The sequence below is a fragment of the Pseudomonas sp. PGPR N4 genome (genome assembly GCF_059693665.1).
Genome location: NZ_JCAUKV010000006.1, coordinates 19848 through 45198, shown reverse-complemented (window position 1 = coordinate 45198; position 25351 = coordinate 19848). Strand labels below are relative to the sequence as shown.

Sequence of the window (25351 nt, the reverse complement as noted above, 5' to 3'; positions counted from 1 at the left end):
GTCAATTCTCCCGGCTGGCGAAGTCGATGCGCGGATCGACCAGGGTGTAGGTCAGGTCGCCGATCAGTTTCACCACCAGCCCGAGCAGGGTGAAGATGAACAGGGTGCCGAAGACCACCGGGTAATCGCGGTTGATCGCCGCTTCGAAACTCATCAGGCCAAGGCCGTCGAGGGAGAAGATCACCTCGATCAGCAACGAGCCGGTGAAGAAGATGCCGATGAATGCCGAAGGGAAGCCGGCGATCACCAGCAGCATGGCGTTACGGAACACATGCCCGTAGAGCACCCGCTGCCGGCTCAGGCCTTTGGCTTTGGCGGTGACCACATACTGCTTGTTGATCTCATCGAGGAAGCTGTTTTTGGTCAGCAGGGTCATGGTGGCAAAGTTGCCGATCACCAGTGCAGTAATCGGCAGCACCAGGTGCCAGAAGTAATCGAGTATCTTGCCAGTGGTGGACAGCTCGTCGAAGTTGTTCGAGGTCAGCCCGCGTAACGGGAACCAGTCGAAGTAACTGCCGCCGGCGAACAGCACGATCAGCAGAATGGCGAACAGAAACGCCGGGATTGCATAGCCGACCACGATCGCCGAGCTGGTCCAGACATCGAAGTGGCTGCCGTGGCGCACCGCCTTGGCGATCCCCAGCGGGATCGACACCAGGTACATGATCAGCGTGCTCCACAGCCCGAGCGAGATCGACACCGGCATCTTTTCGGCAATCAGGTCGATGACCTTGGCATCACGAAAGAAGCTGTCGCCGAAGTCGAGCTGGGCATAGTTCTTGACCATGATCCACAAGCGCTCCGGGGCGGACTTGTCGAAGCCATACATGTGTTCGATTTCAGCGATCAGCGCCGGGTCCAGGCCCTGTGCGCCGCGGTAGTTGGAGCCGGCCACCGAGACTTCGGCGCCGCCGCCGGCGATGCGGCTGGTCGCGCCGTCAAAGCCTTCGAGTTTGGCGATCATCTGCTCGACCGGGCCGCCGGGCGCGGCCTGGACGATGATGAAGTTGATCACCAGGATGCCGAACAGGGTCGGGATGATCAGCAGCAAGCGCCGCAGGATATAGGCGAGCATGTCAGTTGGCCTCGCTCGGCGTGGTCTCTGGCGCAGGCTGCGTGGTCACGGCCGGTTTCACATCAGGCTTGATCCACCAGGTGTCGATGCCGACATCGTACTTGGGCGAGACCTTGGGGTGGCCGATGTGGTTCCAGTAGGCCACCCGCCAGGTCTTGATGTGCCAGTTGGGGATCACGTAGTAGCCCCACTGCAACACGCGGTCGAGGGCGCGGGCGTGGTTGATCAGGCTCTGACGTGAGTCGGCGTTGATCAGTTGCTCGACCAGTTGGTCAATGGCCGGGTCGCGCAGGCCGATGAAGTTGCGGCTACCGGGGTTGTCGGCGGCGCCCGAAGTCCAGAACTCGCGCTGTTCGTTACCCGGCGAGCTGGACTGGGGGAAGCCGCTGACGATCATGTCGAAGTCGCGCGAACGCAGACGGTTGATGTACTGCGGCACCTCGACCCGGCGCAGGGTCAGCTCGATGCCGAGGTCTGCCAGGTTGCGTTTGAACGGCAATAGCACGCGTTCAAACTCCGTCTGTGCGAGCAGAAACTCGATCACCACCGGCTTGCCCTGGGCATCGACCATCTTGTCGTCGACGATTTTCCAGCCCGCTTCCTGCAGCAGCTTGTAGGCCTGACGTTGCTGCTCGCGGATCATGCCGCTGCCGTCGCTGACCGGGTTCTTGAACACCTCGGTAAAGGCCTGCTCGGGAATCTTGCCGCGCAGCGGCTCGAGGATTTTCAGTTCATCCGGCGTGGCCGGCTGCGTGGCCGCCATGTCGGAGTTCTCGAAGTAACTGCTGGTGCGAGTGTAGGCACCGTTGAACAGCTGCTTGTTGGTCCACTCGTAGTCGAGAAGCAGGCTCAGCGCCTTGCGCACGCGCACGTCCTGGAACATTGGCTTGCGCAGGTTGAAGACAAAGCCCTGCATACCGGTCGGGTTGCCGTTGGGCAGCTCTTCCTTGATCAGGCGGCCTTCGCGTACGGCGGGCACGTTGTAGGCGTTTGCCCAGTTCTTTGCCGCCATCTCCAGGTTGTAGTCGAACTGGCCGGCCTTGAGCGCTTCAAGGGCAACGGTGCTGTCGCGGTAATAGTCAAAGGTCATGACGTCGAAATTGAACATGCCGCGGTTGATCGGCAGGTCCTTGGCCCAATAGTCCTTGACCCGCTCGAAACGCACCGAACGACCGGCCTTGACCTCGGCAACCCGGTAGGGACCGCTGCCCAAAGGAATTTCCAGGTTGCCACGGTTGAATTCGCGGTTTTCGTACCAGTGCTTGGGCAGTACCGGCAGTTGGCCAAGGATCAGCGGCAACTCACGGTTGTTCTTGTGCTTGAACTTGAACAGCACTTTCAGCGGGTCTTCGGCAATGACCTCGGCGACGTCACCGTAGTACACCTTGTACAGCGGGGCGCCTTGGCTGACCAACGTGTTGAAGGTCCAGACCACGTCATCGGCACGAATGGGGTGGCCGTCATGGAAACGTGCTTCCGGGCGCAGGTAGAAGCGCACCCAGCTGTTGTCCGGGGCCTTCTCTATCTTGCCGGCAACCAGGCCGTACTCGGTAAACGGCTCGTCCAGGCTCTGGCGCATCAGCGTGTCGTAGATGCTGCCGACGTTTTCTGCAGCCACGCCTTTGTTGATGAACGGGTTGAGGCTGTCGAAACCGCCAAAGCCGGACTGGCGAAAGGTGCCGCCTTTGGGCGCATCTGGGTTGACGTAGTCGAAGTGTTTGAAGCTGGCCGGATACTTGGGCGGCTCGTCATACAGGGTCAAGGCGTGCTGCGGGGCAGCCAGCACGGGAAGGCTCAGGCAGGTTAGCAGCAGGCTGCCGGCCAGTTGGCGCAGGCGGTGCGGCATCATTTGGCTTTCTCCGAAGTCTTGAGCCACCAGCTGTTCAGGCCCAGGGTGTAGGGCGGCGTGGTGACGAAGGCGAACCGATTGCGGTAGGCCAGGCGATGATTGTCCAGATACCAGTTGGGGATCATGTAGTAATGCCACGACAGCACCCGGTCCAGCGCACGCGCGGCGGCGACCTGGTCATCGCGGGTGCGGGCAGCGAGCAGGGTGTCGAGCAGGTGGTCGACCACCGGATCTTTTACCCCCGCATAGTTCTTGCTGCCATTGGTCGAAGCCTGGCTGGAATGGAAGTACAGCCATTGCTCGAGGCCTGGGCTGAGGGTCTGGTTCAGGGTCATCAGGATCATGTCGAAATCAAACTGGTCCAGCCGTTGTTTGTACTGGGCGCGGTCTACCGTGCGCAAGCGCGCATCGATGCCAATGCTCGCCAGATTTTCGACATAAGGTTGCAGGATCCGTTCTAGATTGGGGTTCACCAGCAACAACTCCATCTGGAACTGCTTGCCCTTGGCGTCCACCAGGCGTTGGCCGTCCAGCTTCCAGCCGGCTTTGCCCAGCAGGGCCAGGGCCTCGCGCAAGGTCTGGCGGCTGACGCCGCTGCCGTCGGTATGGCTGACCTGGTAGGGCTCGGTGTACAGCTTGGCCGGCAGTTCGTCGCGGAACGGCGCCAGCAGCAGCCACTCCTTGCCGGTCGGCAGGCCGCTGGCAGCAAACTCGCTGTTTGGGTAATAACTGGTCGAGCGCCGATAGGCGCTGCTGAACAGGGCGCGGTTGGTCCACTCGAAATCGAGCATCAAACCCAGCGCTTGGCGTACCTGCGGGTCGCTGAACGTGGCGCGGCGGCTGTTCATGAACAGCCCTTGGGTCTGGGTCGGGATGCGGTGCGGGATCTGCGCCTTGATCACCTCGCCACGGCGCACTGCAGGGAAATTGTAGCTGTTGGCCCAGTTCTTCGCCTGATGTTCGATGTAGATGTCGAACTCGCCGGCCTTGAACGCTTCGAAGGCGACCGTGGCGTCGCGGTAGAACTCATATTCGACGCGGTTGTAGTTGTACTTGCCGCGATTGACCGCCAGGTCCTTGCCCCAGTAATCCTTGACCCGCTTGAATACCAGGCGCCGCCCCGGCTGCACCTCGGTGATGCGATAGGGCCCGCTGCCCAGCGGTGGCTCGAAGGTGGTGGCCTTGAAGTCGCGCTTCTGCCAGTAATGCTTGGGCAGTACCGGCATCTCACCCAGACGCAGGATCAACAACGGGTTGCCGGCACGCTTGAACACGAAGCGAATGCGCAACGGCCCGAGAATGTCGACTCGCTGCACTTCCTGCAGGTTGGTGCGGTACAGCGGGTGGCCGTCCTTGAGCAGGGTGCGATAGGAGAACGCCACGTCCGCCGAGGTGATCGGCTTGCCGTCGTGAAAGCGTGCCTCTGGGCGCAGGTTGAACACCACCCAGCTGCGGTCTTCGCTGTACTCGACCGAGCGCGCAATCAGGCCGTAGCTTGAGGTTGGCTCATCGCCGGACGGATCGTACATCCCCGTACCGACCATAAGCGTCTCGTTCAGCTCGCTGACACCATATTGCAGGAAATTTGGCGTTGTGACCGGGCTCGACCCTTTGAAGGTGTAGGGGTTGAGCGTGTCGAACGTGCCAAATGCCATGGCCCGCAAGGTTCCGCCCTTGGGCGCTTGCGGGTTGACCCAATCGAAGTGGGTGAATGTGGCTGGGTATTTGAGCGTGCCGAACTGCGCGTAACCGTGGCTCTCGCTGACGGTGGCGGCGGCGGGGAAGCTCAAGGCCAGGCTGAAGGACAGCAGGAGGGGACGTATCAAATCGGCATCCGATCCAGAAGGCGTTGGGCTTTGGTCGGGCTACAGTAACAGCTTGGCGGGATTGGAAAAAGAGTGATGCGAGAGGGGGCTGCAAGCGGGGCTGGGTGACAGCCCCGGGAGGATCAATGGCCGAGGTAGACGGTCAGGGTCTGGCCTGGTTTGAGGGCATGCCCGCTGCGCGGATTCCAGCGCTTGAGGTGCTGCATTTCGACGTTGAAACGCTTGGCCACCAGGTACAGTGAATCGCCCTTGCGGACCTTGTACTGAGTCGAGCGCTGCTTGGCCGAAGCAACCCGGTTGGCGGCTGCAGAGGGCGCATTGCCACCGCGCATGGCCAGGACCTGGCCGGCCTTGAGGCGATTGCCGGAGATCTTGTTCCAGCGCTGGATATCCTTGACCGAAACCCGGTTGGCCTTGGCGATGCTGCCCAGGTTGTCACCGCGCTTGACTCGGTAGCTGCGCGTGGCCGGTGCGCTGGCTTCGGCGACAGCGGCTTCGAACACGGCCTTGCGTGGTTGCAGGCTGAGCAACTGTTCAGGGTTCAGGTTGGACAGGCTGGCCGAGAGCAACTGCGCCTTGGCAGTCGGCACCAGCAGTTGTTGCGGGCCGTCGACCGTCATGCGCTTCTTGAATGCCGGGTTGAGCTGGATCAGCTCGTCTTCATCGATATCGGCAAAGGCTGCGACCCGCGACAGGTCGAGGCGGTCATTGATGGCGACGGCGGCAAAGTACGGTTCGTTGGCGATCGGGTTGAGGTTGACGCCATACGATTCAGGTGTTGATACCACCTGCGACAGGGCCAGCAGCTTGGGCACGTAGTCGCGTGTTTCCTGCGGCAGCGGCAGGTTCCAGTAATCAGTCGGCAGGCCGAGTTTTTCGTTGCGTTCGATAGCGCGGCTGACGGTGCCTTCACCGGCGTTGTAGGCCGCCAGGGCCAGCAGCCAGTCGCCGTTGAACATGTCGTGCAGACGGCTCAGATAATCCAGTGCAGCGTTGGTCGATGCTGTGACGTCGCGGCGGCCATCGTAGAAGTTGGTCTGGCGCAGATTGAAGTGGCGCCCGGTCGAGGGGATGAACTGCCACATGCCGGCCGCATGGGCTCGGGAATACGCCATCGGGTTGTAGGCGCTCTCGATCGCTGGCAGCAGGGCCAGCTCCAGCGGCATGTCACGTTCTTCGAGGCGCTCGACGATGTAATGCAGGTATAGGCTGCCGCGCTCGCCGGCGGTTTCAACGAAACGCGGGTTGCTGGCGAACCACAGGCGCTGTTGCTCGATGCGCGGATTGACGTCGATGGTGTCCTGCAGCGCGAAGCCCTGGCGCATGCGTTCCCAGACATCCTGGGGCGCCTGCTGCTTGGGCTTGGCCATGATCAACGGGGCCGGCTTGTGCTTGATCCGGGCCTGATAGTTGTGCGCGCGAACGCTTTCGGATTCATCTACCTGACGGGTGCTCTGGCAGCCCACCAAAGTGGCAGCCAGGGCCAGCGCACTGATCTGTGCGAGGCGCGTCAAAGCGACGGATTGCGAGGTTCTGCGGCTACTGGAAGGCATCGGCTGGGGCAGGTATCCGGGTGAAAAAGTTGGGCGATTCTAGGAACCGCTTTTGCCCGGGTCAACCTTTGCCCCTCAATTACGATATATCTTGAGGTTATCAGAAGCCGTCTTTCCAAGACCTCAAGGCAGCAAAAACAGCAGCTTGGCCTTCGTTTGAATGTCCCTTCCATTCGTCTGCTTTTTGTTTAACGGATGTTTCTGCGGTACGCAAAAAAGGGTTGGTGAGGCGTTCCAGGCCAATGCTGGAAGGCAGCGTTATGCGCTCATCTGCGCGCAGTCTGGTCACCTCCTCAAAGCGCGCGAGCACATCTGAATTGCTCGGTTCGACGGCCTTGGCGAAGCGCAGGTTGCTCAGGGTGTATTCATGGGCGCAGTAGACCTCGGTGGCGTCAGGCAGGGCGGCGAGGCGCTCAAGCGAGTTGTGCATCTGCGCAGGCGTGCCCTCGAACAAACGGCCGCAACCGCCGGCAAACAGCGTGTCGCCACTGAACAGCACGGGTGTCGGCGTCTGTGCGGTATAAAAGGCGATGTGGCCAAGAGTGTGCCCGGGCATCGCCAGCACCTCGAAGGTCAGCCCCAACGCGGTGACCTGGGCATTGTCCTCGAGCGCCAGGTCACGGCCTGGGATCTGCTCGCTGGCCGGGCCGCTGACCCGCGCCCCGGTGGCTCGCTTGAGCTCGGCAACGCCGCCGACATGATCGTGGTGATGGTGGGTGATGAGGATATCCTTCAGCTCCCAGCCTGGGTTGGCCGCAAGCCAGTCCAGCACCGGTTGGGCGTCACCAGGATCGACCACCGCACACTGGCGTTTGGCAGTATCCTGTAACAACCAGATGTAGTTATCAGAGAAAGCGGGTAGTGCATCGATCTGTATCATGTGCGGATCCGAATCATCTGCCGTGGGACATAAGGGCATCTTAGCCGCGATGGTGCGGCGGGAGAACCTTGGAGGGAAGACGCAATGACCGACCAAGCCTTTGCCCAGGCCGACCCTGAATGGGTCGAGCTGATCAGCCTGGCCCGCGAATGGTTTCAAGGCCCTGTTGGGCAGTTGATGCTGCGCGAAGAAGAAAAGTTGCTTGAAACTGAACTCGCGCGTTTTTTTGGTGGATATCTGGTGCATTACGGGCCAGGGGCGGAGGCGCCGCCGCATGCCAAGCAGGTGCATCGCAATGTGCGCCTCGGTGCGCCGTTGCCAGGGGTTGAAATCGTCTGCGAAGAACAGGCCTGGCCGCTCGCCGAACATGCGGCGGACGTCGTGGTGCTGCAGCACGGGCTGGACTTCAGCCTGTCGCCTCACGGCCTGCTGCGCCAGGCCGCCAGTGCGGTGCGTCCGGGTGGCCATCTGCTGATCGTCGGTATCAACCCATGGAGCAGTTGGGGCATGCGCCACCTGTTCAGCAAAGGCGCCTTGCGCAAGGCACGTTGCATCCCGCCGTCGCGGGTCGGTGACTGGCTCAACCTGCTCGGCTTTGCGCTGGAGAAACGCCGCTTCGGCTGTTATCGTCCGCCGCTTGCTTCACCGGCCTGGCAGCAGCGCCTTACCGGGTGGGAGCGGGTAGCCGGTGGCTGGCAGATGTCAGGTGGCGGCGTCTACCTGCTGATAGCGCGCAAGATGGTAGTCGGCCTGCGGCCACTGCAACCGGCCCGGCGTGAGCCGATGGGCAAACTGCTGCCGCTGCCCCTGGCCAAGGTCAATCGCGACCCGGCCAACCGCGACCATCATCCGGGTCGATAAATTACAGCGAATTAAGGCAGTACATGAGCGAAGAAAGCATCGAGATGTTTACCGACGGCGCCTGCAAGGGCAATCCGGGCCCTGGCGGCTGGGGCGTGCTGATGGTGTACAAGGGCGTCGAAAAGGAACTCTGGGGTGGCGAGCTGGAGACCACCAACAACCGCATGGAGCTGATGGCGGCCATCGAGGGCCTTAAGGCGCTCAAGCGTGAATGCGAGGTTGTGCTGACCACCGACTCGCAGTACGTCATGAAAGGCATCAACGAGTGGATGGCCAACTGGAAGAAGCGCGGCTGGAAGACCGCGGCCAAGGAACCGGTGAAAAACGCCGACCTGTGGCGCGAGCTAGACGAGCAGGTCAACCGGCACAAGGTCACCTGGAAGTGGGTGCGCGGGCATATCGGCCATCATGGCAACGAACGCGCCGACCAGTTGGCCAACCGGGGCGTCGACGAAGTTCGCGCGCGTCACAAGTAATCCGACGCTGGGGTATACTCCCGGCTCTTTTTTGTCGTAGCAGTTGGAGCCACCGCCCGTGGAGCAGCAGAACACCCGATACGTCGTCCTCGATACCGAAACTACCGGCATGCCGGTTGGCGAGGGTCATCGGATCATCGAAATCGGTTGCGTCGAAGTGCTGGGCCGGCGCCTGACCGGGCGCCATTTCCATGTTTATCTGCAGCCTGACCGCGAGAGTGACGAGGGCGCGATTGGCGTCCACGGCATCACCGACGCATTCCTGATCGGCAAGCCGCGCTTCGCTGAAGTGGCTGACGAGTTCTTCGACTTCATTCAGGGCGCGCAGCTGGTCATCCACAACGCGGCGTTCGACGTTGGCTTCATAAACAACGAATTCGCCCTGCTTGGCCAGCATGATCGCGCCGATATATCCAAACACTGCGGCATCCTCGATACCCTGATGCTGGCGCGTTCGCGCCACCCAGGCCAGCGCAACAGCCTCGACGCCTTGTGCAAACGCTACGGTATCGACAACTCCGGACGTGAGCTGCACGGCGCGTTGCTCGACTCGGAATTGCTGGCGGATGTCTACCTGGCCATGACCGGTGGCCAGACCAGCCTGTCGCTGGCTGGGCATGGTGCTGATGGCGAGGAGGGAAGGGACAGTGACGGCAGTGAGATTCGCCGGATCGTCGGGCGTCAGCCGCAGCCTGTGTTGATGGCCTCTGCTGAAGAGCTGGAGGCGCATGCTCAGCGTCTCGCGGCGGTGGCCAAGTCTGCCGGCGGCCCGGCGCTGTGGCAGAGTCTGAGCGAAGCCTGATCAGGCCTGCATGCGGGCCCTCCGTGGCCTGCTGGTTGCCGCAAGGCTGAATCAGGGAATGCGGATGATCTCGACGCCACTCTGGGTCAGCTCGAAGCGATCTTCACCCAGGTGCCGAACGCGATCGCCAATAGCCAGTCGATAGCTGGTAATCGGTTCACCATGGGCACTGCCGTCGTCCTGAAAGGTCGACTCCTGGAATTCGTGCACGGGGTAGATTCGGCCTTCGGCGTCACGGGCGTGAAATTGGCCGACCAGTACTGCTGCCATTTTGGGGGGAAACCTCTGAAAAATTGGAGAAATGTCTGCAGTCATAGACCAGTGAAACCGCCGGGAAGTTTTCTTGCAATGGGAAAAAAACCTCGGCGGCGAAAAACGGTCATCTATAACTACTAACTCCATCAACCAGCAGAGGTTGTAAAACGCCATGAGCCAGGTGTATTCGGTAGCAGTTGTAGTCGGCAGCTTGCGCAAGGATTCCTACAATCGCAAGGTGGCCAAGGCCCTGGGTGAGCTGGCGTCCTCCAGCCTCAGCTTGAAGATCATCGAGATAGGCGATCTGCCGCTGTACAACGAAGATGTAGAGAGTGCCGGTGCGCCGCAGCCCTGGCAGCGTTTTCGTGACGAGATCAAGCGTAGTGACGCGGTGCTGTTCGTCACACCGGAGTACAACCGCTCGCTGCCCGGTTGCTTGAAGAACGCCATTGACGTTGGCTCGCGGCCTTATGGGCAAAGTGCCTGGGGCGGCAAGCCAACGGCTGTGGTGAGCGTTTCGCCCGGTGCAGTGGGTGGCTTTGGCGCCAACCATGCGGTGCGCCAGTGCCTGGTGTTCCTCGATATGCCATGCATGCAGATGCCCGAGGCATATATCGGCGGGGCGGCGACCCTGTTCGATGATGCCGGCAAGCTCAATGACAAGACTCGGCCGTTCCTGCAGGCATTCATCGACAAGTTTGCAGCCTGGGTGAAGCTCAACCGCGCGGTATAACGCCGCTCCTACGCGGACTGGGGCATTTCGCCTTTGGCCAGGCGCTGGTTGATATCGGCAACGACCTCGGGGAGGTCGTTGATGGTGTCGACCAGGTAGTGCGGTCGCGCGCTTTCAAACAGTGCGTGAATCCGCTGCCGTTCACGCGCAAGTGTGCCCGCATCCAGCGCCTGGTACTCCTCCCAGGTCAGCCCCAAGGCATTCCCTGAGCAGACCAGCGCCACTGTCCACATACCGGCGCGGCGGCCTTCGAGGATACCTGGCACGGTGTCATCAACCTTGACGCAAGCACCGACGTCATCGATGCCCAAGGCAATCACATTGGCCAGCGCCTGCGCCGGCCAAGGGCGGCCATTGGGCGTTTCATCGGTCGCTACCACATGGTCGGCAACATAGCCGTTGCACTTGGCCAACTCGACCACCTTGTCCATGACTACCTTGGGGTAACCCGAGCACGAGCCAATCTTCAGGCCATCTGCACGTAGCCCAGTCAGCGTTTGCAGTGCGCCGGGGATCAATGCCGAGTGCACGGCGATCTTGTCGATTTGCAGTGGCATGAAGCGTTGATAAATGGCCGTCACGTCGTCATCGCTTGGCGTGCGGCCAAATACCTTGCGGTAGCGTTCGGCAATTGCCGGCTGATCGCACAAGGTGCGGATATGGTCCCATTTGCCCATGCCCATCGGCCCGCGGGCCTCTTCAATGGACACTTCGACGTCGAACTCGGCGAACGCCTCGACAAAGATCTGCGTCGGCGCAAAGGAGCCGAAGTCGACCACGGTGCCCGCCCAGTCAAGAATGGCGGCCTGCAGGCGGGTTGGGTTGGTGTAGTTCATGTCACAGAGCCTCGCTCAAGAGTTGACTGCTGGTGTGCACCTGCATTTCCCGCAGCACCTGGGCCACGGCATCGACTGCTGCCTGCATGCCCTGCGCACCGACGGCACCGATGCAGCCGACGCGGAAGGTTTCGACCTGGGTCAGCTTGCCCGGGTAGAGGATGAAGCCTTTGGCCTTGACCCGTTCGTAGAAGTCCTGAAACCGGTAGCGTGGATCATCCGGTGCATGGAAGGTGACGATGATCGGCGCCTGAATGGCAGCCGGGAGGAAGCTGAGCAGGCCGATCGCCGCCATACCGTCGAGCAACGTCCGGCAGTTGTCGGCGTAGCGCTGGTGTCTGGCCTGCAGGCCGCCTTCTTCGGTGTATTGCTTGAGTGCCTCGTGCAGAGCGGCGACCACGTGGGTAGGCGGGGTAAAACGCCACTGGCCGGTCTTGGCCATGTAGGCATGCTGGTCGTACAGGTCCATGGCCAGCGATTGGCAGTTACCCTCGGCGGCTGCCAAGGCGGTTTTTTCCGCGAACACGAAGCCCATCCCGGGGACGCCCTCAAGGCATTTGCCGGAAGCGGCGATCAGCGCTTCGAACGGCACTTCTCGAGCGTCGATCGGCAATGCGCCAAACGAGCTCATCGCATCGATGATCAGGTGTTTGCCATGGCTATGCACTACATCGGCGATGGCTTTGAGCGGGTTGAGGATGCCGGTGCTGGTCTCGCAGTGGATCAGCGCCACGTGGGTAAGTTCGGCATCTGCTGCCAGCAGCCGTTCGACATCGGCGGCGGTAGTGGGCTGGTCCTCGGCGGTTTCGAAGGTGCTGTAACGACGGCCAAGCACTTTGCAGATTTTGGCCAGGCGCTGACCGTAGGCGCCGTTGATCAGCACCAGCACCTTGCCGTCGCGCGGTACCAGTGTGCCGATGGCCGCTTCTACGGCGAAGGTGCCGCTGCCTTGCAACGGTACGCAGTGATGGCTGGCGCTGGCATCGAGAATGGCTAACAACTGTTCGCAGACGCTGGCGGTAAGTTGGTTGAAATCACGGTCCCAGGAACCCCAGTCCACCAGCATCGCTTGGCGGGTGCGCAGAGAGGTAGTGAGGGGGCCTGGGGTCAGCAGAATCGGGGCATTGCTCATTGCGTGAATCCTCGCAAGCGGTGGGCTGAGACTGCGAGGTCAAGGTTGCAATTGGGCGTGCTATCAATCAAATTGTTTGTTGTTATGCCAGCCATAAGTCAGGCCGATAGCTATGAACCTGTTCCAGTTACGTGCGTTTGATGCTGTTGCCCGTGAAGGCAGCTTTACCCGCGCCGCAGCACGTCTGTTCATCAGCCAGCCGGCGGTCACCGGGCACGTCAAGGCGCTGGAGGAGCACTACCAGATCACCTTGCTGCGGCGTACCGCCCGACGGGTGGAACTGACTGAAGAAGGCACGCGGCTGGCGGCCATTACCCGCGCGATGTTCGGCCTGGCCGAAGAGGCGCAGACTATGCTTGAGGCCAACCGCCAGTTGTTGACCGGGCGCCTGGAGGTGGCCGCCGATGGGCCGCACCGGGTCATGCCAATGCTTGCCCAGTTACGCGCTCGTTATCCCGGTATCACCGTCAACCTGCGCTTGGGCAACGCTCAGGAAACGTTGGCGGCGCTACTTAGCGAACATGCCGATGTCGCAGTGCTTACCGAAGTTGAGCCGCGCAAGGGGCTCTATCTGCGTAGCCTTGGCCAGTCGCAACTATGCGCATTGCTGCCGGTTGCGCACCGATGGGCGGCAGCTGCAGCTGCGCAGGCGCTGCCGCTGGAGGCTCTGGACAAACAGATCATGGTGTTGCGCGAGCCTACTTCAATTACCCGCCGCACGTTTGACCGCGCCTGCGCTCAGGCGGGGCTGCAGCCGCGGGTGCTGCTTGAGCTGGACAGCCGCGAGGCGGTAACCGAGGCAGTGGCGGCGCAACTGGGTATTGGCATCGTCTCGTCGATGGAAGTCGCGCATGATCCGCGGGTGGTGGCTCGGCCGCTGGCCGGCGACGGGTTGCTCAATCAACACATGCTGGGTTGCCTCGAGCGGCGTCGTGAGTTGCGCTTGATCCAGGCCTTTATCGAACTTGCCGTGGCCCCCTGAGAGACCGGCAGGGTCAGTCAGTTACAGCTCAGAGTGGCAATCGACGGTTTTTTTCTACTGCCGGTCTAAGACGCCAGCAGCCTGTTACGGACAGACAATGAGCGAGAAAGACACTATTTCCATGCAGCTGGTGCGCGAAGCGTTGCTGCAGACCAGCACAGACAAGATCGCCGACCATGCGTTGCTGGCGCGCGCGGGCATCGATGCCAAGCAATTGGGGCAAGCCGAGGCGCGGGTGCCTGCTCAGGCCTATGCACGTCTGTGGCGGCTGTTGGCACGTCGTTGCAATGATGAGTTTTTCGCGATGGATGCGCGTGGGCTGCGCCGTGGCAGTCTCGCTTTTGTCTGCCGGGCGAGCATGTTGCAGCCCACTGTCGGAGCGGGCCTGCACACCGTTCTGGATTTTCTTGCACTGATGCTTGAAGACTTGCGGCCGGCATTGGCTGGCGAGCACGGGTTGGCGGAGATCGTGATCCAGGAGCCGCTGCAGGCGCCTCGTCGCGCTTTTACCTATTTCACCTTGTGGATGATAGTGCATGGCGTAGCGTGCTGGCTGGCCGGGCGCCGTATCCCGATCCTGACCATAGACTTGCGTTGCAGCGAACCGCCGTTCTGCGACGACTACCGCGTCATGTTCTCGCAGAGCCTGCACTTCGACCGACCGCGCACACGTATGGTGATTTCCAGTGAGTGCCTGCAATGGCCGGTCAAGCGCAGCGCGGATGACCTGCAACGTTTTCTTGGTGAGGCGCCCGGCAATATTCTGGTCAGGTATCGCGATCCGGACAGCCTGGCGCGGCGCATCCGCAGTGACCTGTTGCGGCTGCCGCCAGCTGACTGGCTGGATGCCGACAGCCTGGCGCGGCAACTGCATCTGTCCGCTTCGACCTTGCGTCGGCGTCTGGCGGAAGAAGGACAGACATACCAAGGCTTGAAGGACAGTGCGCGGCGCGAGCTGGCAACAGCCTGGCTGACCGATCCGGGCGTCGCGCTGGATGAAGTCGCCGAACGCTTGGGCTTTGCTGATTCCAGCTCTTTTTATAAAGCGTTTCGCAAATGGTTTGGCTGCAATCCGGGACATTACCGGACGCTGATCCTAGGCCGCCACCCCAGTCCCTGATTTCCCCTGCAATTTCGAGGCGCCACGCCCCAGGGTTGCTGGATTCCGACTTCAGGATCCAGTCCCAGGCCGCATGCCATCCTCCCTGCAAAAATCGAACAAGGGACTGATCAGTTCATCGGGACTATCCTTCCGGACTGGCTGAGGCGGGCTTCCTACGAGGGCACTGGTCTGGTCTATCCGGGCGTGCAGGCCACTGGGGCAGGCGTGCAGGTTGTGAGCAGAGACCACGCACGTATCGTCGAGGTTTGCCGTCAGGTAGATGTAGGCAAAGGCTACCAGACTCATCTGGATGAGGTACTGGAGGCACGCGAAGTTGACGGGTCTTGACCTGGGCGCATTGAAAAGGCATGAAGCGTGAGCCCGATAACGCTTCCCGCTGCCTACACAGCATAGCTGGCGTCACCTTGGAGGCCCTCTTATTCAAGGATCGCCAACCATGCCCCTGACACCGCCCACCCCAGCTGACGTCGCTGAACTGCGCATGGCCAATGCCACCGATGAGTTTATTGGTGACATCCTCCCGGTATGGCTCAAGCAGGCCTCTGCCGGCCAGATCAATCGGTTACGTGACCGTTTCAACCGGTATCGGCAAAGCCAGCAGCGATTGCGCGCGGCAACCCTGGACTTGATTCCGTTGCACGCTTTCGCGCAAGACCAGTTCAGCGCTTTATTGGCCGACAGGCTGCCTGCCGGGACCAAGCTGGAGGAGCTGCAATGGCTGGAGGTCCGCCGTAAATTCGGCCGTGTACCAGGCGCGCTCTGGCCATTCTATGTCCCTGATGTGGTTCGCGCACCGGGTCTTTTGCGTTTGATGCAGAACTTCCTTACCGAAGACAGCCTGCTGCAGGGCAGCGGCCTGGCTGCTGTGGGCAGTGAAGCAGTGCTTTCGGGTGATCCAGTGTCACTGGCAGCGGCCTGTCGCACGTTGGATGTGGGCGCTCAGTATCAGCGCCAGTTAGCCAAGGTGTTCAGTGCTTCGACCTGCGACATGTTGGTGGCGGACAAGCGCGCAGGGTTGGCGTTGGCAGCGGAAATCGCTGCGCTGAAGGGCGATGTCAGCGCTGCTGAGCAGATCGCCCTGGAGGAGGTTGCCCGCGGCCATTACGATGCCAATCAGCAGGGGTTGCGCGGTTTCCCCGGGTTGTTGAGCATTCTTGGTTGCACCACAAGCGATGCCGTGGTCATCCAGATGCGCGATAGCTTGGGTGAGGATCAGGGCCTCGTGCTCTATCTTCCCAGTGATCCGGGGCGGGCTCTACAGCGCTTCGAGGACTGGCACGCACTGGCCAGGGAACTGGTCAGTCAGTTGCGCGCGCCGGCCGATCGACAGCGGCTCAGTCAGCTGATTTCGCTCAGCGAGCGACCTGCATTTCTCACCACGCTTGCCAAGCGGCTCGACGACTCGGTGCCTGACCTGACGTTGGAGCGCATCACTCCCCAGCGCAATGTGTTCATCGAACTGGTCGATCTGCAGGTGCAGCGCGTGCACGAGGACGCGCGGCTGCTGTTGGTACCCACTGCAGAAGCAGACCGCGCGGCGCGCGCGCAGCGTCTGCAGAGCTGGCAAGCGGCAGGTCTGGGGCTGGTCAACCTGGCAGGATTGTTCATTCCGGGAGTTGGCGCATTACTGTTGGGACTGTTGGTGGTGCAAACCTTGTCCGAAGTCTATGAGGGGGCGGTCGACTGGCTGCATGGCCACCAGCATGAAGCGCTGGATCACATGCTGGGCGTGGCCGAAACCCTGGCGGTAACTGCGGCGATTGCCGGCGGGGCCGCCGTGGTGGCACGCGGGTTTACTCGCAGCGCTTATGTTGGCGCGCTGGAGCCGGTGCGTCTTGGCAACGGAGATATGCGCTTGTGGTGTGCGGATTTGACCAAGTACCGAACGCAGCCGGATGACAGCGGACTCCAGGCCGACGGCCTGTATGGCAACGCAGAACGCCGCTGGATGAGGCACGAGGGGCATTACTACGAGGTGCACCGAGCGACCCCCGAGGGGCCGTGGCGCCTGCGTCATCCACAGCGTGAGGGCGCATATGGCCCGGTGGTCGAGTTCAACGGCGAACGTGGCTGGCGGTTGCGTCTGGAGCGTCCGCTCGAGTGGGACGACAACGCCCTCATGCTTGAGCGGTTGTGGCCGCTGGATCCGCCTGTGGATGGCGTCCAGGCAGCGCGGATCATGCAGGTTGCCAGAGTCGACCAGGATGAGCTGCGTGGCTTGCTGGTGGCCAATCGACCCTTGCCGGTAAACCTGCGTGAAACCCTGCGCCGCTTCGATGCGGATGCTCGCACCCAGCGCTTCTTTGCCAGCCTGGAGGGAGCCACCAGGGTCACAAGCGATGCGCAGGTCCAGGCCTGGTGTTTGGCCCAGCCCGGCTTGGTGGGGCTCGACGCCGACGCCATGCGCGAGGCCTTGCTCAGCCAGCAGGCAACACTGCGTCAACGCCTGTTCGAGCACCTCAGCAGGGTCGAGCTGCCCACCAACGACGGCTTGCTCGATAGGGTACGGCGGGACTTTCCGGGTCTGCCCGGCGCCTATGCACTCACTGCTGTGCAAGACGCCAGCCAGACGCAACGGGAAATCGCGATTCGTGAGGACCGGCTGCCGTTGCAGATCGCCACGCGGGCCCGCGCCTTGCTCGCTCTGGCGCGGATCAACCGGGCCGTAGAGGGGTTGTATCTGGCCAATGGGGTGGTCAGCTACAGTGGGGAGCTGGCCATCGCCCTGCTGCGGCGCACACCTAACTGGCCAGTTGCGGTCAATCTGGAACTGCGCGAGGGAAGCGAGAATGGCCGCCTGCTGGCGATCCTTGACCCACAAGGCGAACCGGCAGCCAGGACGGTGCTGGTGGTGCGCAATGGCCGGGTGCGTCTTTATGACAGCCAAGGGCTGGAACGTGAAGAAGAAGTCAGTGAACCTGCAGGCTTCTTCGAAGCAATAAGCGCATTGCTCTCGGCCGCACAGCTTGAGCGCTTGCCCGATCCGCAGGCACAACCCACCGAGCGCCTGCGCGCTGCGGCGACTTCACACTTGCCCGCCAGTAACAGCGCCCTGCGCGGCCTGCTTGGCTGGCCGGCCCAGGCGCGGTGGTTCAACCCCGGGCGACGCCTGGCAGATGGGCGTGTCGGCCACCTGCTGAGCGGCCGTGGCCAGGGTCTGCTGCAATCCCCCTCTCAGGTCCTGCGGGCACGCGTGCGGGCGCTGCATCCAGGATTCACGGATGCTGAAATCTCCGAGTACCTGCAGATGCTGCTGCAGTCACCCGTGTCGCCGATGATGCTGCTGCTGCAACAGGAGGAGGCCTATGCGGCACTCGATTCCAGTCTCAACCAGTGGCAAAGCGCCGAACTTGACGAGTCAAGAAGTCGTCTGCGTGGGCAATTTGGCGACAGCCTGCGCCGGGCCTGGCGGCTGGAGGGTGACGGCATGGAGGTGCGCGACGATGCTCAAGCGAACATGCGTCTGGATTTGAGCGGCTTCCCTATCCGCACGCTGCCGGCGTTTCCGGCGGCTGTAGAGTTCAGTCATGTCGCCGAGCTGATAATGACCGATCTACAGGTCGACACAGTGCCGGTGAATTTTCTGCGGGCGTTTCCGCGGCTGCGTAGCCTTGGTTTCAACAGTAATCAGTTGCTGAGTCTGCCACGCGGGTTGGCTCATCTGGTCGATCTGGAAGTGCTGCGTCTTGCCCACAACCGCATTCGTCTGACAGCCGACGACCTGACTGTAATCAGCAGCCTCCCGCGCCTTGCCCACTTGGACCTCAGCTACAACCCTATCGGTTTCCTGCAGTTGCATTTCAATCATATGTCCCATTTGCGCGAACTGCGGCTGCGTCATTGCCGGCTTGGCGTGTGGCCGTTCGGGCTGGAGATGTGTGGTTCCCTTGAACATGTCGACCTGCGCGACAATCAAGTGCTGGCATTGCCCGACGATATCATGATGACGCCGTTGTCCTATCGGCGTGCGTTTCTGCTTGACCGCAACCCCATCCCAAGCGATGAGGTCGTGCGTTTATACAGCGTTCAGGATTATCAGCGCCGGCATGCGATTGCCGAGCCCGAGCAGGAGTTGGCTGAGCCGCAGAGCAGCGGCAGCGCCGCCTGGATCTCGAGCGTGGCAGCAGAGGATCGCGCGGCGCGCCTGGCCCAGTGGAACACCCTGGCCGCCATGCCAGACAGCTCACGTTTGTTCGAGTTGCTGGAACAACTGCGATCGACGTCCGACTTCGCAAACCATCATCAGTACCTCGCAGAACAGGTCTGGACGGTAGTGGCTGCGTTGGAGGGCGACGCTCAACTGCGCGAAACAATCTTCGCCCACATGCAGGACAGTCAGACCTGCGCCGACGGCATCGCCGAGCGTTTCAGCGATGTGCAATTGCAGATTCTGATTGGTCAGGCAAATCGCGATGGGGCGTTGCATGAGCGTGGCAGCCGCCTGATCGATCTGAGTCGGCGATTGTTTCGCCTGGAGCGGTTGGATCGTTTTGCGCGTGCCGACATTGCCGAGCGAATCAGATCGCAGCGCGGTGTGGACGAGATTGAGGTGCTGCTTTACTACCGCGTTGAACTGGCTGCCGATCTGGATCTGCCCCTGCAACCGCGCAGCATGCAGTACGCCAGGACAGCTGCGGTCGGTCCGGATCAGCTCGCCGCTGCCTTGAGCGTAGTGCGTGCGGCACAAACCCAGGAAGCGCTTGCCCTCAGCCTGAGTCAGCGGGACTTCTGGCAAGCCTACCTGCGGGAGCGCCATGAAACCACGTTCGATGCGCTCATCGCCGAATATGCAGCGCAAGGCGAGCAACTGGATCAGGAACGTGAGCAACTGACAAGCCAGGACTACACCCAGCGCTGGCAGGATTTGCTTGATGGCCGTGAAGCTGCACTGCAGGCCTTGAGCCTTGAACTGACCCGTGAAGCGCTGGAGCAGGATGCGACGCGCCTGAGCAGTACCTCGCCGGCTCAGGAGTGACCGTTCAGACCAGTCAACCGAGTTGACGCTTTTGGCCATTGCCGGCTGGGGATAGCGGCGCGAACATCGTCGGACCGCACATCAACAATAACCAAGCAGTCCGACGATGCGCATTGCCTGCCCGGTCCATACCGGGCTTCTTGCGGTCGAACCAGCAAGGAACCTACCCATGCATGTACAAGGCAAAAATTTCATTGTTACCGGTGCAGCCTCCGGGCTCGGCGCTGCCACCGCGCAGTCGCTGGTCCAGGCTGGCGCTCGAGTAATGCTGGTCGACCTCAATGCCGAGGCGGTTTCGGCCAAGGCCAGTGAGCTCGGCGACAATGCCCGCTTCACGGTTGCTGATATCTGTGATGAGCAGGCCGCCCAGGCTGCAGTCGCTGCGGCAGTCGCTGCCTTTGGCAGCCTGCACGGGCTGATCAACTGCGCCGGTATCGTCGGCGCTGAAAAAATCCTCGGCAAGCAAGGGCCGCATGGCCTGGCGAGTTTTGCTAAGGTCATCAACGTCAATCTGCTCGGCAGCTTCAATATGCTGCGCCTGGCCGCTGCGGCTATTGCCGATACCGCGGCGGATGCAGATGGCGAGCGCGGTGTGATCATCAATACCGCGTCGGTGGCTGCCTATGATGGGCAAATCGGCCAGGCCGCCTACGCCGCATCCAAGGGGGCGGTTGCCAGCCTGACGCTGCCGGCAGCACGCGAACTGGCACGTTTTGGTATCCGCGTGATGACCATTGCCCCAGGCATCTTTGAAACGCCGATGATGGCCGGCATGACTCAGGAGGTGCGCGACTCGCTGGCCGCCGGCGTGCCGTTCCCACCGCGCCTCGGTCGCCCCCAAGAGTACGCCGCGTTGGCCCTGCACATCATTGAAAACAGCATGCTCAACGGTGAGGTGATCCGCCTCGACGGCGCCCTGCGCATGGCTGCCCGCTAAGGAGAAGCACAGATGACCCTCGCCAACGATCCAATTGTCATTGTGAGTGCCGTGCGCACGCCCATGGGCGGCTTGCAGGGCGATCTGAAGAGCCTGACTGCACCGCAACTGGGCGCCGCGGCAATTCGTGCCGCCGTCGAGCGAGCCGGTGTCGAGCCGGCCAGTGTCGACCAGTTGTTGTTTGGTTGCGTACTGCCAGCCGGCCTGGGTCAGGCCCCGGCGCGTCAGGCCGCCTTGGGTGCAGGGCTGGATAAAAGTACCACCTGCACCACGCTGAACAAGATGTGTGGCTCAGGGATGCAGGCCACCATCATGGCCCACGATCTGCTGCTGGCCGGCAGCGCCGATGTGGTGGTGGCTGGCGGCATGGAAAGCATGAGCAATGCACCGTACCTGCTGGACAAGGCCCGCAGTGGCTACCGCATGGGCCATGGTCGGATGCTCGACCACATGTTCCTCGACGGCCTCGAAGATGCCTACGACAAAGGCCGCCTGATGGGCACCTTCGCCGAAGACTGTGCCCAGGCCGGTGGCTTTAGCCGCGAGGCCCAGGATGCCTTCGCCATCGCCTCGCTGACCCGCGCGCAAACAGCGATCAAAGAGGGCCGTTTCGCTGCTGAAATCGTTGCCGTTGAAGTGACCGAAGGCAAGCAGACGCGGCTGATCAGCGACGACGAACAGCCGCCCAAGGCGCGTCTGGACAAGATCCCGCAGTTGCGCCCGGCATTTCGCGAGGGCGGCAGCGTGACCGCAGCCAACTCAAGCTCGATCTCCGATGGCGCGGCGGCACTGGTGCTGATGCGTCGCTCGCAGGCAGAGCAACGCGGCCTCACCCCGCTGGCGCTAATCCACGGCCATGCAGCGTTCGCCGATGCACCGGCACTGTTCCCCACTGCCCCCATCGGTGCCATCGACAAGTTGCTCAAGCGCACCGGCTGGAGCTTGGCCGAAGTGGATCTGTTCGAGATCAACGAGGCCTTCGCCGTGGTCACTCTGGCAGCCATGCAGCAACTCGATCTGCCCCATGACAAGGTCAATGTCCACGGCGGCGCCTGCGCGCTCGGCCACCCGATCGGTGCCTCTGGCGCGCGGATTCTGGTGACCCTGCTATCGGCTCTGCGCCAGAACAACCTGCGCCGTGGTGTGGCGGCGATCTGCATTGGCGGTGGCGAAGCGACTGCGATGGCCGTTGAATGTCTGTACTGAGGTGAACCATGCTGGTAACTGACGAGCAACAACAAATTGCCGATGCGGTACGAGATTTCGCCCAGGAGCGGCTCAAACCGTTTGCCGAACAGTGGGACAAGGAGCACCGCTTCCCCCGTGAGGCGATTGCCGAGATGGCCGAGCTTGGTCTGTTCGGCATGCTGGTGCCCGAGCAATGGGGCGGCAGCGATACCGGCTACGTCGCCTACGCCATGGCGCTGGAAGAAATCGCCGCCGGCGATGGCGCCTGCTCGACGATCATGAGCGTGCACAACTCGGTGGGCTGCGTGCCAATCCTGAAGTTCGGCAGCGAGCAACAGAAGCAGCAGTTTTTGCAACCGCTGGCCAGCGGCGCCATGCTGGGCGCTTTTGCCCTGACCGAACCGCAGGCCGGCTCTGACGCCAGTAGCCTGAAAACCAGGGCACGGCTGGATGGCGACCACTATGTACTCAACGGCAGCAAGCAGTTCATTACCTCCGGCCAGAATGCCGGGGTGGTGATCGTGTTTGCTGTCACCGACCCGGCTGCCGGCAAGCGTGGTATCAGTGCGTTCATCGTGCCTACCGATGCGCCTGGATACCAGGTTACTCGGGTCGAGGAAAAGCTTGGTCAGCATGCCTCCGACACTTGCCAGATCGTCTTCGACGATGTGCGCATACCGCTGGCCAATCGTCTGGGCGAGGAGGGTCAGGGCTACAAGATTGCCCTGGCCAACCTCGAAGGCGGGCGCATCGGTATTGCCTCGCAAGCGGTCGGCATGGCTCGCGCGGCTTTCGAGGTAGCGCGTGACTACGCCCGCGAGCGGCAAAGCTTCGGCAAGCCACTGATCGAGCACCAGGCCGTGGCGTTTCGCCTGGCCGACATGGCCACCCGCGTCGCCGTCGCCCGGCAGATGGTGCTGCACGCCGCAGCGTTGCGCGACGCCGGCCGGCCGGCGTTGCAGGAGGCGTCGATGGCCAAGCTGTTCGCCTCGGAAATGGCCGAAAAGGTCTGCTCGGATGCCTTGCAGACGCTCGGCGGTTATGGCTATCTGAGCGACTTCCCGCTGGAGCGGATCTACCGCGACGTGCGTGTCTGCCAGATTTACGAAGGCACCAGCGACATTCAGCGCATGGTCATTGCGCGCAACCTTTGAAGGAGCAACCTGCATGGCATTCGAAACCATACTGCTGGACATCCACGGCAAGGTCGGCCTGATCACCCTTAACCGGCCGCAGGCGCTGAACGCCCTTAACGCGCAGATCATCGCCGAGATCAACCAGGCGCTGGACCAGTTGGAGCAAGACCCACAGATCGGCTGCGTGGTCCTCACCGGTTCAGCCAAGGCCTTTGCTGCCGGTGCCGACATCAAGGAAATGGCCGAGCTCAGCTACCCGCAGATCTACCTTGACGATCTGTTCAGCGAGTCCGATCGGATCGCCAACCGGCGCAAGCCGATCATCGCCGCGGTGTCTGGTTTTGCCCTGGGCGGTGGCTGTGAGCTGGCGATGATGTGCGACTTCATTCTCGCCGCCGACAACGCCAAGTTCGGTCAGCCAGAAGTCAACCTCGGCGTGTTGCCGGGCATGGGTGGCACCCAACGCCTGACCCGCGCCGTGGGCAAGGCCAAAGCCATGGAACTGTGTCTGAGCGGTCGCTTGATGGGCGCCGAGGAAGCCGAACGCGCAGGGCTGGTGGCACGCGTCATCCCTCAGGCCGAGTTGCTTGAAGAAGCCTTGAAGGTGGCGGCAAGCATCGCCGCCAAGTCGATCCCGATCAGCATGATGGTCAAGGAGAGCGTCAACCGTGCCTTTGAAGTCACCCTCAGCGAAGGTGTGCGCTTCGAGCGTCGGGTGTTCCATGCAGCCTTTGCGACTCACGACCAGAAAGAAGGCATGGCGGCGTTTATCGGCAAGCGCGAGGCGCAGTTCAAGGACGCCTGAAAACGGCGCGCGGTCGCAGGCACGGCGCATGCCTGCAACCGCTCCCACTCAGTACCAAGGATCCGCCGCCGACCTGCGACCAAGGAAGCACAGCGTTTCGCCCTTCGCATCATTCAAGCAGGCCTTCGCACTGCCTAGTATCGGCTCATTGCCTGTCGCGCCGACGGGCCATGGACAGTCGAGGCTTTCATGATTTACGCCGCTCCCGGCACCGCCGGAGCCTTGGTGCAGTTCAAGCTGCGCTACGGCAACTACATCAACGGTCAGTTCGTGCCGCCGATCAAGGGCGAGTACTTCACCAACACCTCGCCAGTCAATGGCCAGCCGATTGCCGAATTCCCGCGCTCAGGCGCCGAGGACATCGACGCTGCACTGGATGCAGCGCACGCAGTGGCCGAGTCCTGGGGGCATACGTCGGTACAGGACCGTGCGTTGATTCTGCTGAAGATCGCCGACCGCATCGAAGCGCACCTCGAACAGCTGGCGATCACCGAGAGCTGGGACAACGGCAAGCCAATCCGCGAAACGCTCAACGCCGATGTGCCGTTGGCCGCCGACCATTTCCGCTACTTCGCCGGGTGCATCCGAGCTCAGGAAGGCGGCGCGGCCGAGATCAACCAGAACACCGTGGCCTACCACCTGCATGAGCCGTTGGGGGTGGTCGGGCAGATCATTCCGTGGAACTTCCCGCTGCTGATGGCCGCCTGGAAACTCGCCCCGGCGCTGGCTGCCGGTAACTGCGTAATCCTCAAGCCTGCCGAGCAGACGCCTCAATCGATCACTTTGCTTGCAGAGCTGGTAGGCGATCTGCTGCCCGCCGGTGTGCTCAATATCGTCCACGGCTATGGCCGCGAAGCGGGCGAGGCGCTGGCCACCAGCAAACGCATCGCCAAGATCGCCTTTACCGGTTCCACCCCGGTGGGCTCGCACATCATGAAGTGCGCTGCCGAGAACATCATTCCGTCCACTGTGGAACTGGGTGGCAAGTCGCCGAACATCTTCTTCGAAGATATTCTCCAGGCCGAACCGGCCTTTATCGAAAAAGCCGCCGAAGGGCTGGTGCTGGCGTTCTTCAACCAGGGCGAAGTGTGCACCTGCCCATCGCGGGCGCTGGTGCAGGAATCGATCTATCCGCAGTTCATGCAGGTAGTGCTGGAGAAGATCCGCAAGATCAAGCGTGGCAACCCGCTCGACACCGAGACCATGGTCGGCGCGCAGGCTTCGCAGCAACAGTTTGACCGGATTCTTACCTACCTCGAAGTTGCCGAGCAGGAAGGCGCCGAGCTGCTCACCGGCGGTCAGGTCGAGCGGCTTGAAGGTGAGCTCGCTGGCGGTTACTACCTGCAGCCGACCCTGCTCAAGGGCCACAACGGCATGCGCGTGTTCCAGGAGGAAATCTTCGGCCCGGTAGTCAGCGTGACCACCTTCAAGGATGAGGCCGAGGCGCTGGCAATTGCCAACGATACCGAGTTCGGCCTGGGCGCCGGGGTCTGGACGCGTGATATCAACCGCGCCTATCGCATGGGCCGCGGGATCAAGGCTGGGCGAGTCTGGACCAACTGCTACCACCTGTATCCAGCGCATGCGGCGTTCGGTGGCTACAAGAAGTCTGGCGTGGGCCGCGAAACGCACAAGATGATGCTCGACCACTATCAGCAGACCAAGAACCTGCTGGTCAGCTACGACATCAACCCGCTCGGGTTCTTCTGAGCCTGCGGTAACAACTGGTTCTAAAGTAGCAATGGCATTACACCGGAAACGGTGTATCAATAGACGCACCGCAATCCTGTGGTGCCAGAAGAGTATGAACCCATGTGGAAAAAGCCCGCGTTCACTGATCTGCGTATTGGTTTTGAAGTCACGATGTATTTCGCCAACCGCTGAATCTTCTGGGGCCGCTACGCGGCCCTTTCCGCGATAGCAGGCC

At 61.9% G+C, this 25351-nt stretch carries 21 protein-coding genes; 13 read left to right on the top strand and 8 right to left on the bottom strand.

Annotation, left to right across the window (positions count from 1 at the left end):
* Position 1: 1 nt before the first annotated feature.
* The 5 genes from AC58X1_RS20390 to gloB all read right to left on the bottom strand — a co-directional run bounded on the left by AC58X1_RS20390 (position 2) and on the right by gloB (position 7183).
* Entirely contained in the window at positions 2-1075 is a 1074-nt protein-coding gene (locus AC58X1_RS20390; protein ID WP_101318219.1) for a microcin C ABC transporter permease YejB, read from the bottom strand.
* A gap of 1 nt (position 1076) precedes the next feature.
* Positions 1077-2924 carry an extracellular solute-binding protein gene (locus AC58X1_RS20385; protein ID WP_497429372.1) on the bottom strand — a complete coding sequence of 616 codons (1848 nt, stop codon included), beginning with the start codon at positions 2922-2924 and terminating at the stop codon, positions 1077-1079.
* Positions 2921-4750 carry an extracellular solute-binding protein gene (locus tag AC58X1_RS20380; protein WP_497429371.1) on the bottom strand — a complete coding sequence of 610 codons (1830 nt, stop codon included), beginning with the start codon at positions 4748-4750 and terminating at the stop codon, positions 2921-2923. The genes AC58X1_RS20385 and AC58X1_RS20380 overlap by 4 nt, the downstream gene beginning before the upstream one ends.
* Before the next feature lie 122 nt (positions 4751-4872).
* Complete coding sequence (locus AC58X1_RS20375) at positions 4873-6303, bottom strand: lytic transglycosylase domain-containing protein (RefSeq protein WP_101318225.1); 1431 nt, start codon at positions 6301-6303, stop codon at positions 4873-4875.
* A 100-nt stretch (positions 6304-6403) separates the two neighbouring features.
* Positions 6404-7183 (bottom strand): hydroxyacylglutathione hydrolase, encoded by a 780-nt coding sequence (gene gloB / locus AC58X1_RS20370; RefSeq protein WP_101318226.1) that lies wholly within the window; start codon positions 7181-7183, stop codon positions 6404-6406.
* Positions 7184-7267: 84 nt separating this feature from the next.
* Between gloB and AC58X1_RS20365 the strand changes: the two genes are divergently transcribed.
* From AC58X1_RS20365 to dnaQ, 3 genes are read left to right on the top strand one after another with little or no spacing between them, the layout of a single operon-like run.
* Positions 7268-8044 (top strand): class I SAM-dependent methyltransferase, encoded by a 777-nt coding sequence (locus AC58X1_RS20365; RefSeq protein WP_101318228.1) that lies wholly within the window; start codon positions 7268-7270, stop codon positions 8042-8044.
* 23 nt (positions 8045-8067) lie between these two features.
* A complete protein-coding gene (gene rnhA, locus AC58X1_RS20360) occupies positions 8068-8520 on the top strand; it encodes a ribonuclease HI (RefSeq protein ID WP_101318230.1) in 453 nt (150 codons plus the stop codon).
* Positions 8521-8578: 58 nt separating this feature from the next.
* Complete coding sequence (gene dnaQ / locus AC58X1_RS20355) at positions 8579-9322, top strand: DNA polymerase III subunit epsilon (protein WP_224785558.1); 744 nt, start codon at positions 8579-8581, stop codon at positions 9320-9322.
* 51 nt (positions 9323-9373) lie between these two features.
* On the opposite strand, the gene AC58X1_RS20350 is transcribed toward dnaQ, so the two are convergent.
* Entirely contained in the window at positions 9374-9592 is a 219-nt protein-coding gene (locus tag AC58X1_RS20350; RefSeq protein ID WP_101318276.1) for a hypothetical protein, read from the bottom strand.
* 157 nt (positions 9593-9749) lie between these two features.
* Between AC58X1_RS20350 and AC58X1_RS20345 the strand changes: the two genes are divergently transcribed.
* The gene (locus AC58X1_RS20345; RefSeq protein ID WP_101318278.1) at positions 9750-10310 is read left to right on the top strand and encodes an NADPH-dependent FMN reductase; all 561 of its coding nucleotides are present in this window, start codon (positions 9750-9752) and stop codon (positions 10308-10310) included.
* Positions 10311-10318: 8 nt separating this feature from the next.
* Here the strand turns inward: AC58X1_RS20345 and phnX are convergent, their stop codons facing one another.
* Positions 10319-11146 carry a phosphonoacetaldehyde hydrolase gene (gene phnX / locus AC58X1_RS20340; protein ID WP_101318280.1) on the bottom strand — a complete coding sequence of 276 codons (828 nt, stop codon included), beginning with the start codon at positions 11144-11146 and terminating at the stop codon, positions 10319-10321.
* A gap of 1 nt (position 11147) precedes the next feature.
* Positions 11148-12278, bottom strand: a complete 1131-nt coding sequence (locus AC58X1_RS20335) for a 2-aminoethylphosphonate--pyruvate transaminase (protein ID WP_497429370.1) — start codon at positions 12276-12278, stop codon at positions 11148-11150.
* Between the two features lie 112 nt (positions 12279-12390).
* On the opposite strand from AC58X1_RS20335, the gene AC58X1_RS20330 reads away from it, so the two are divergent.
* The 9 genes from AC58X1_RS20330 to pqqA all read left to right on the top strand — a co-directional run bounded on the left by AC58X1_RS20330 (position 12391) and on the right by pqqA (position 25308).
* Complete coding sequence (locus AC58X1_RS20330) at positions 12391-13260, top strand: LysR substrate-binding domain-containing protein (protein ID WP_150569667.1); 870 nt, start codon at positions 12391-12393, stop codon at positions 13258-13260.
* 97 nt (positions 13261-13357) lie between these two features.
* Entirely contained in the window at positions 13358-14380 is a 1023-nt protein-coding gene (locus tag AC58X1_RS20325) for an AraC family transcriptional regulator (protein ID WP_497429369.1), read from the top strand.
* 439 nt (positions 14381-14819) lie between these two features.
* Positions 14820-19358 carry an NEL-type E3 ubiquitin ligase domain-containing protein gene (locus tag AC58X1_RS20320; protein ID WP_497429368.1) on the top strand — a complete coding sequence of 1513 codons (4539 nt, stop codon included), beginning with the start codon at positions 14820-14822 and terminating at the stop codon, positions 19356-19358.
* A gap of 169 nt (positions 19359-19527) precedes the next feature.
* Positions 19528-20295 carry an SDR family NAD(P)-dependent oxidoreductase gene (locus AC58X1_RS20315; RefSeq protein ID WP_150569664.1) on the top strand — a complete coding sequence of 256 codons (768 nt, stop codon included), beginning with the start codon at positions 19528-19530 and terminating at the stop codon, positions 20293-20295.
* A gap of 12 nt (positions 20296-20307) precedes the next feature.
* Positions 20308-21501: an acetyl-CoA C-acyltransferase gene (locus tag AC58X1_RS20310; protein ID WP_150569663.1), complete on the top strand. Its 1194-nt coding sequence runs from the start codon at positions 20308-20310 to the stop codon at positions 21499-21501.
* Between the two features lie 8 nt (positions 21502-21509).
* Complete coding sequence (locus AC58X1_RS20305) at positions 21510-22637, top strand: acyl-CoA dehydrogenase (RefSeq protein ID WP_101318294.1); 1128 nt, start codon at positions 21510-21512, stop codon at positions 22635-22637.
* A 13-nt stretch (positions 22638-22650) separates the two neighbouring features.
* Positions 22651-23424: an enoyl-CoA hydratase gene (locus AC58X1_RS20300; RefSeq protein WP_101318296.1), complete on the top strand. Its 774-nt coding sequence runs from the start codon at positions 22651-22653 to the stop codon at positions 23422-23424.
* 189 nt (positions 23425-23613) lie between these two features.
* Positions 23614-25134, top strand: coding sequence for an acetaldehyde dehydrogenase ExaC (gene exaC / locus AC58X1_RS20295; RefSeq protein ID WP_150569662.1), 1521 nt, complete (start codon positions 23614-23616; stop codon positions 25132-25134).
* 102 nt (positions 25135-25236) lie between these two features.
* A complete protein-coding gene (gene pqqA, locus AC58X1_RS20290; protein WP_009394664.1) occupies positions 25237-25308 on the top strand; it encodes a pyrroloquinoline quinone precursor peptide PqqA in 72 nt (23 codons plus the stop codon).
* Positions 25309-25351: the final 43 nt, after the last annotated feature.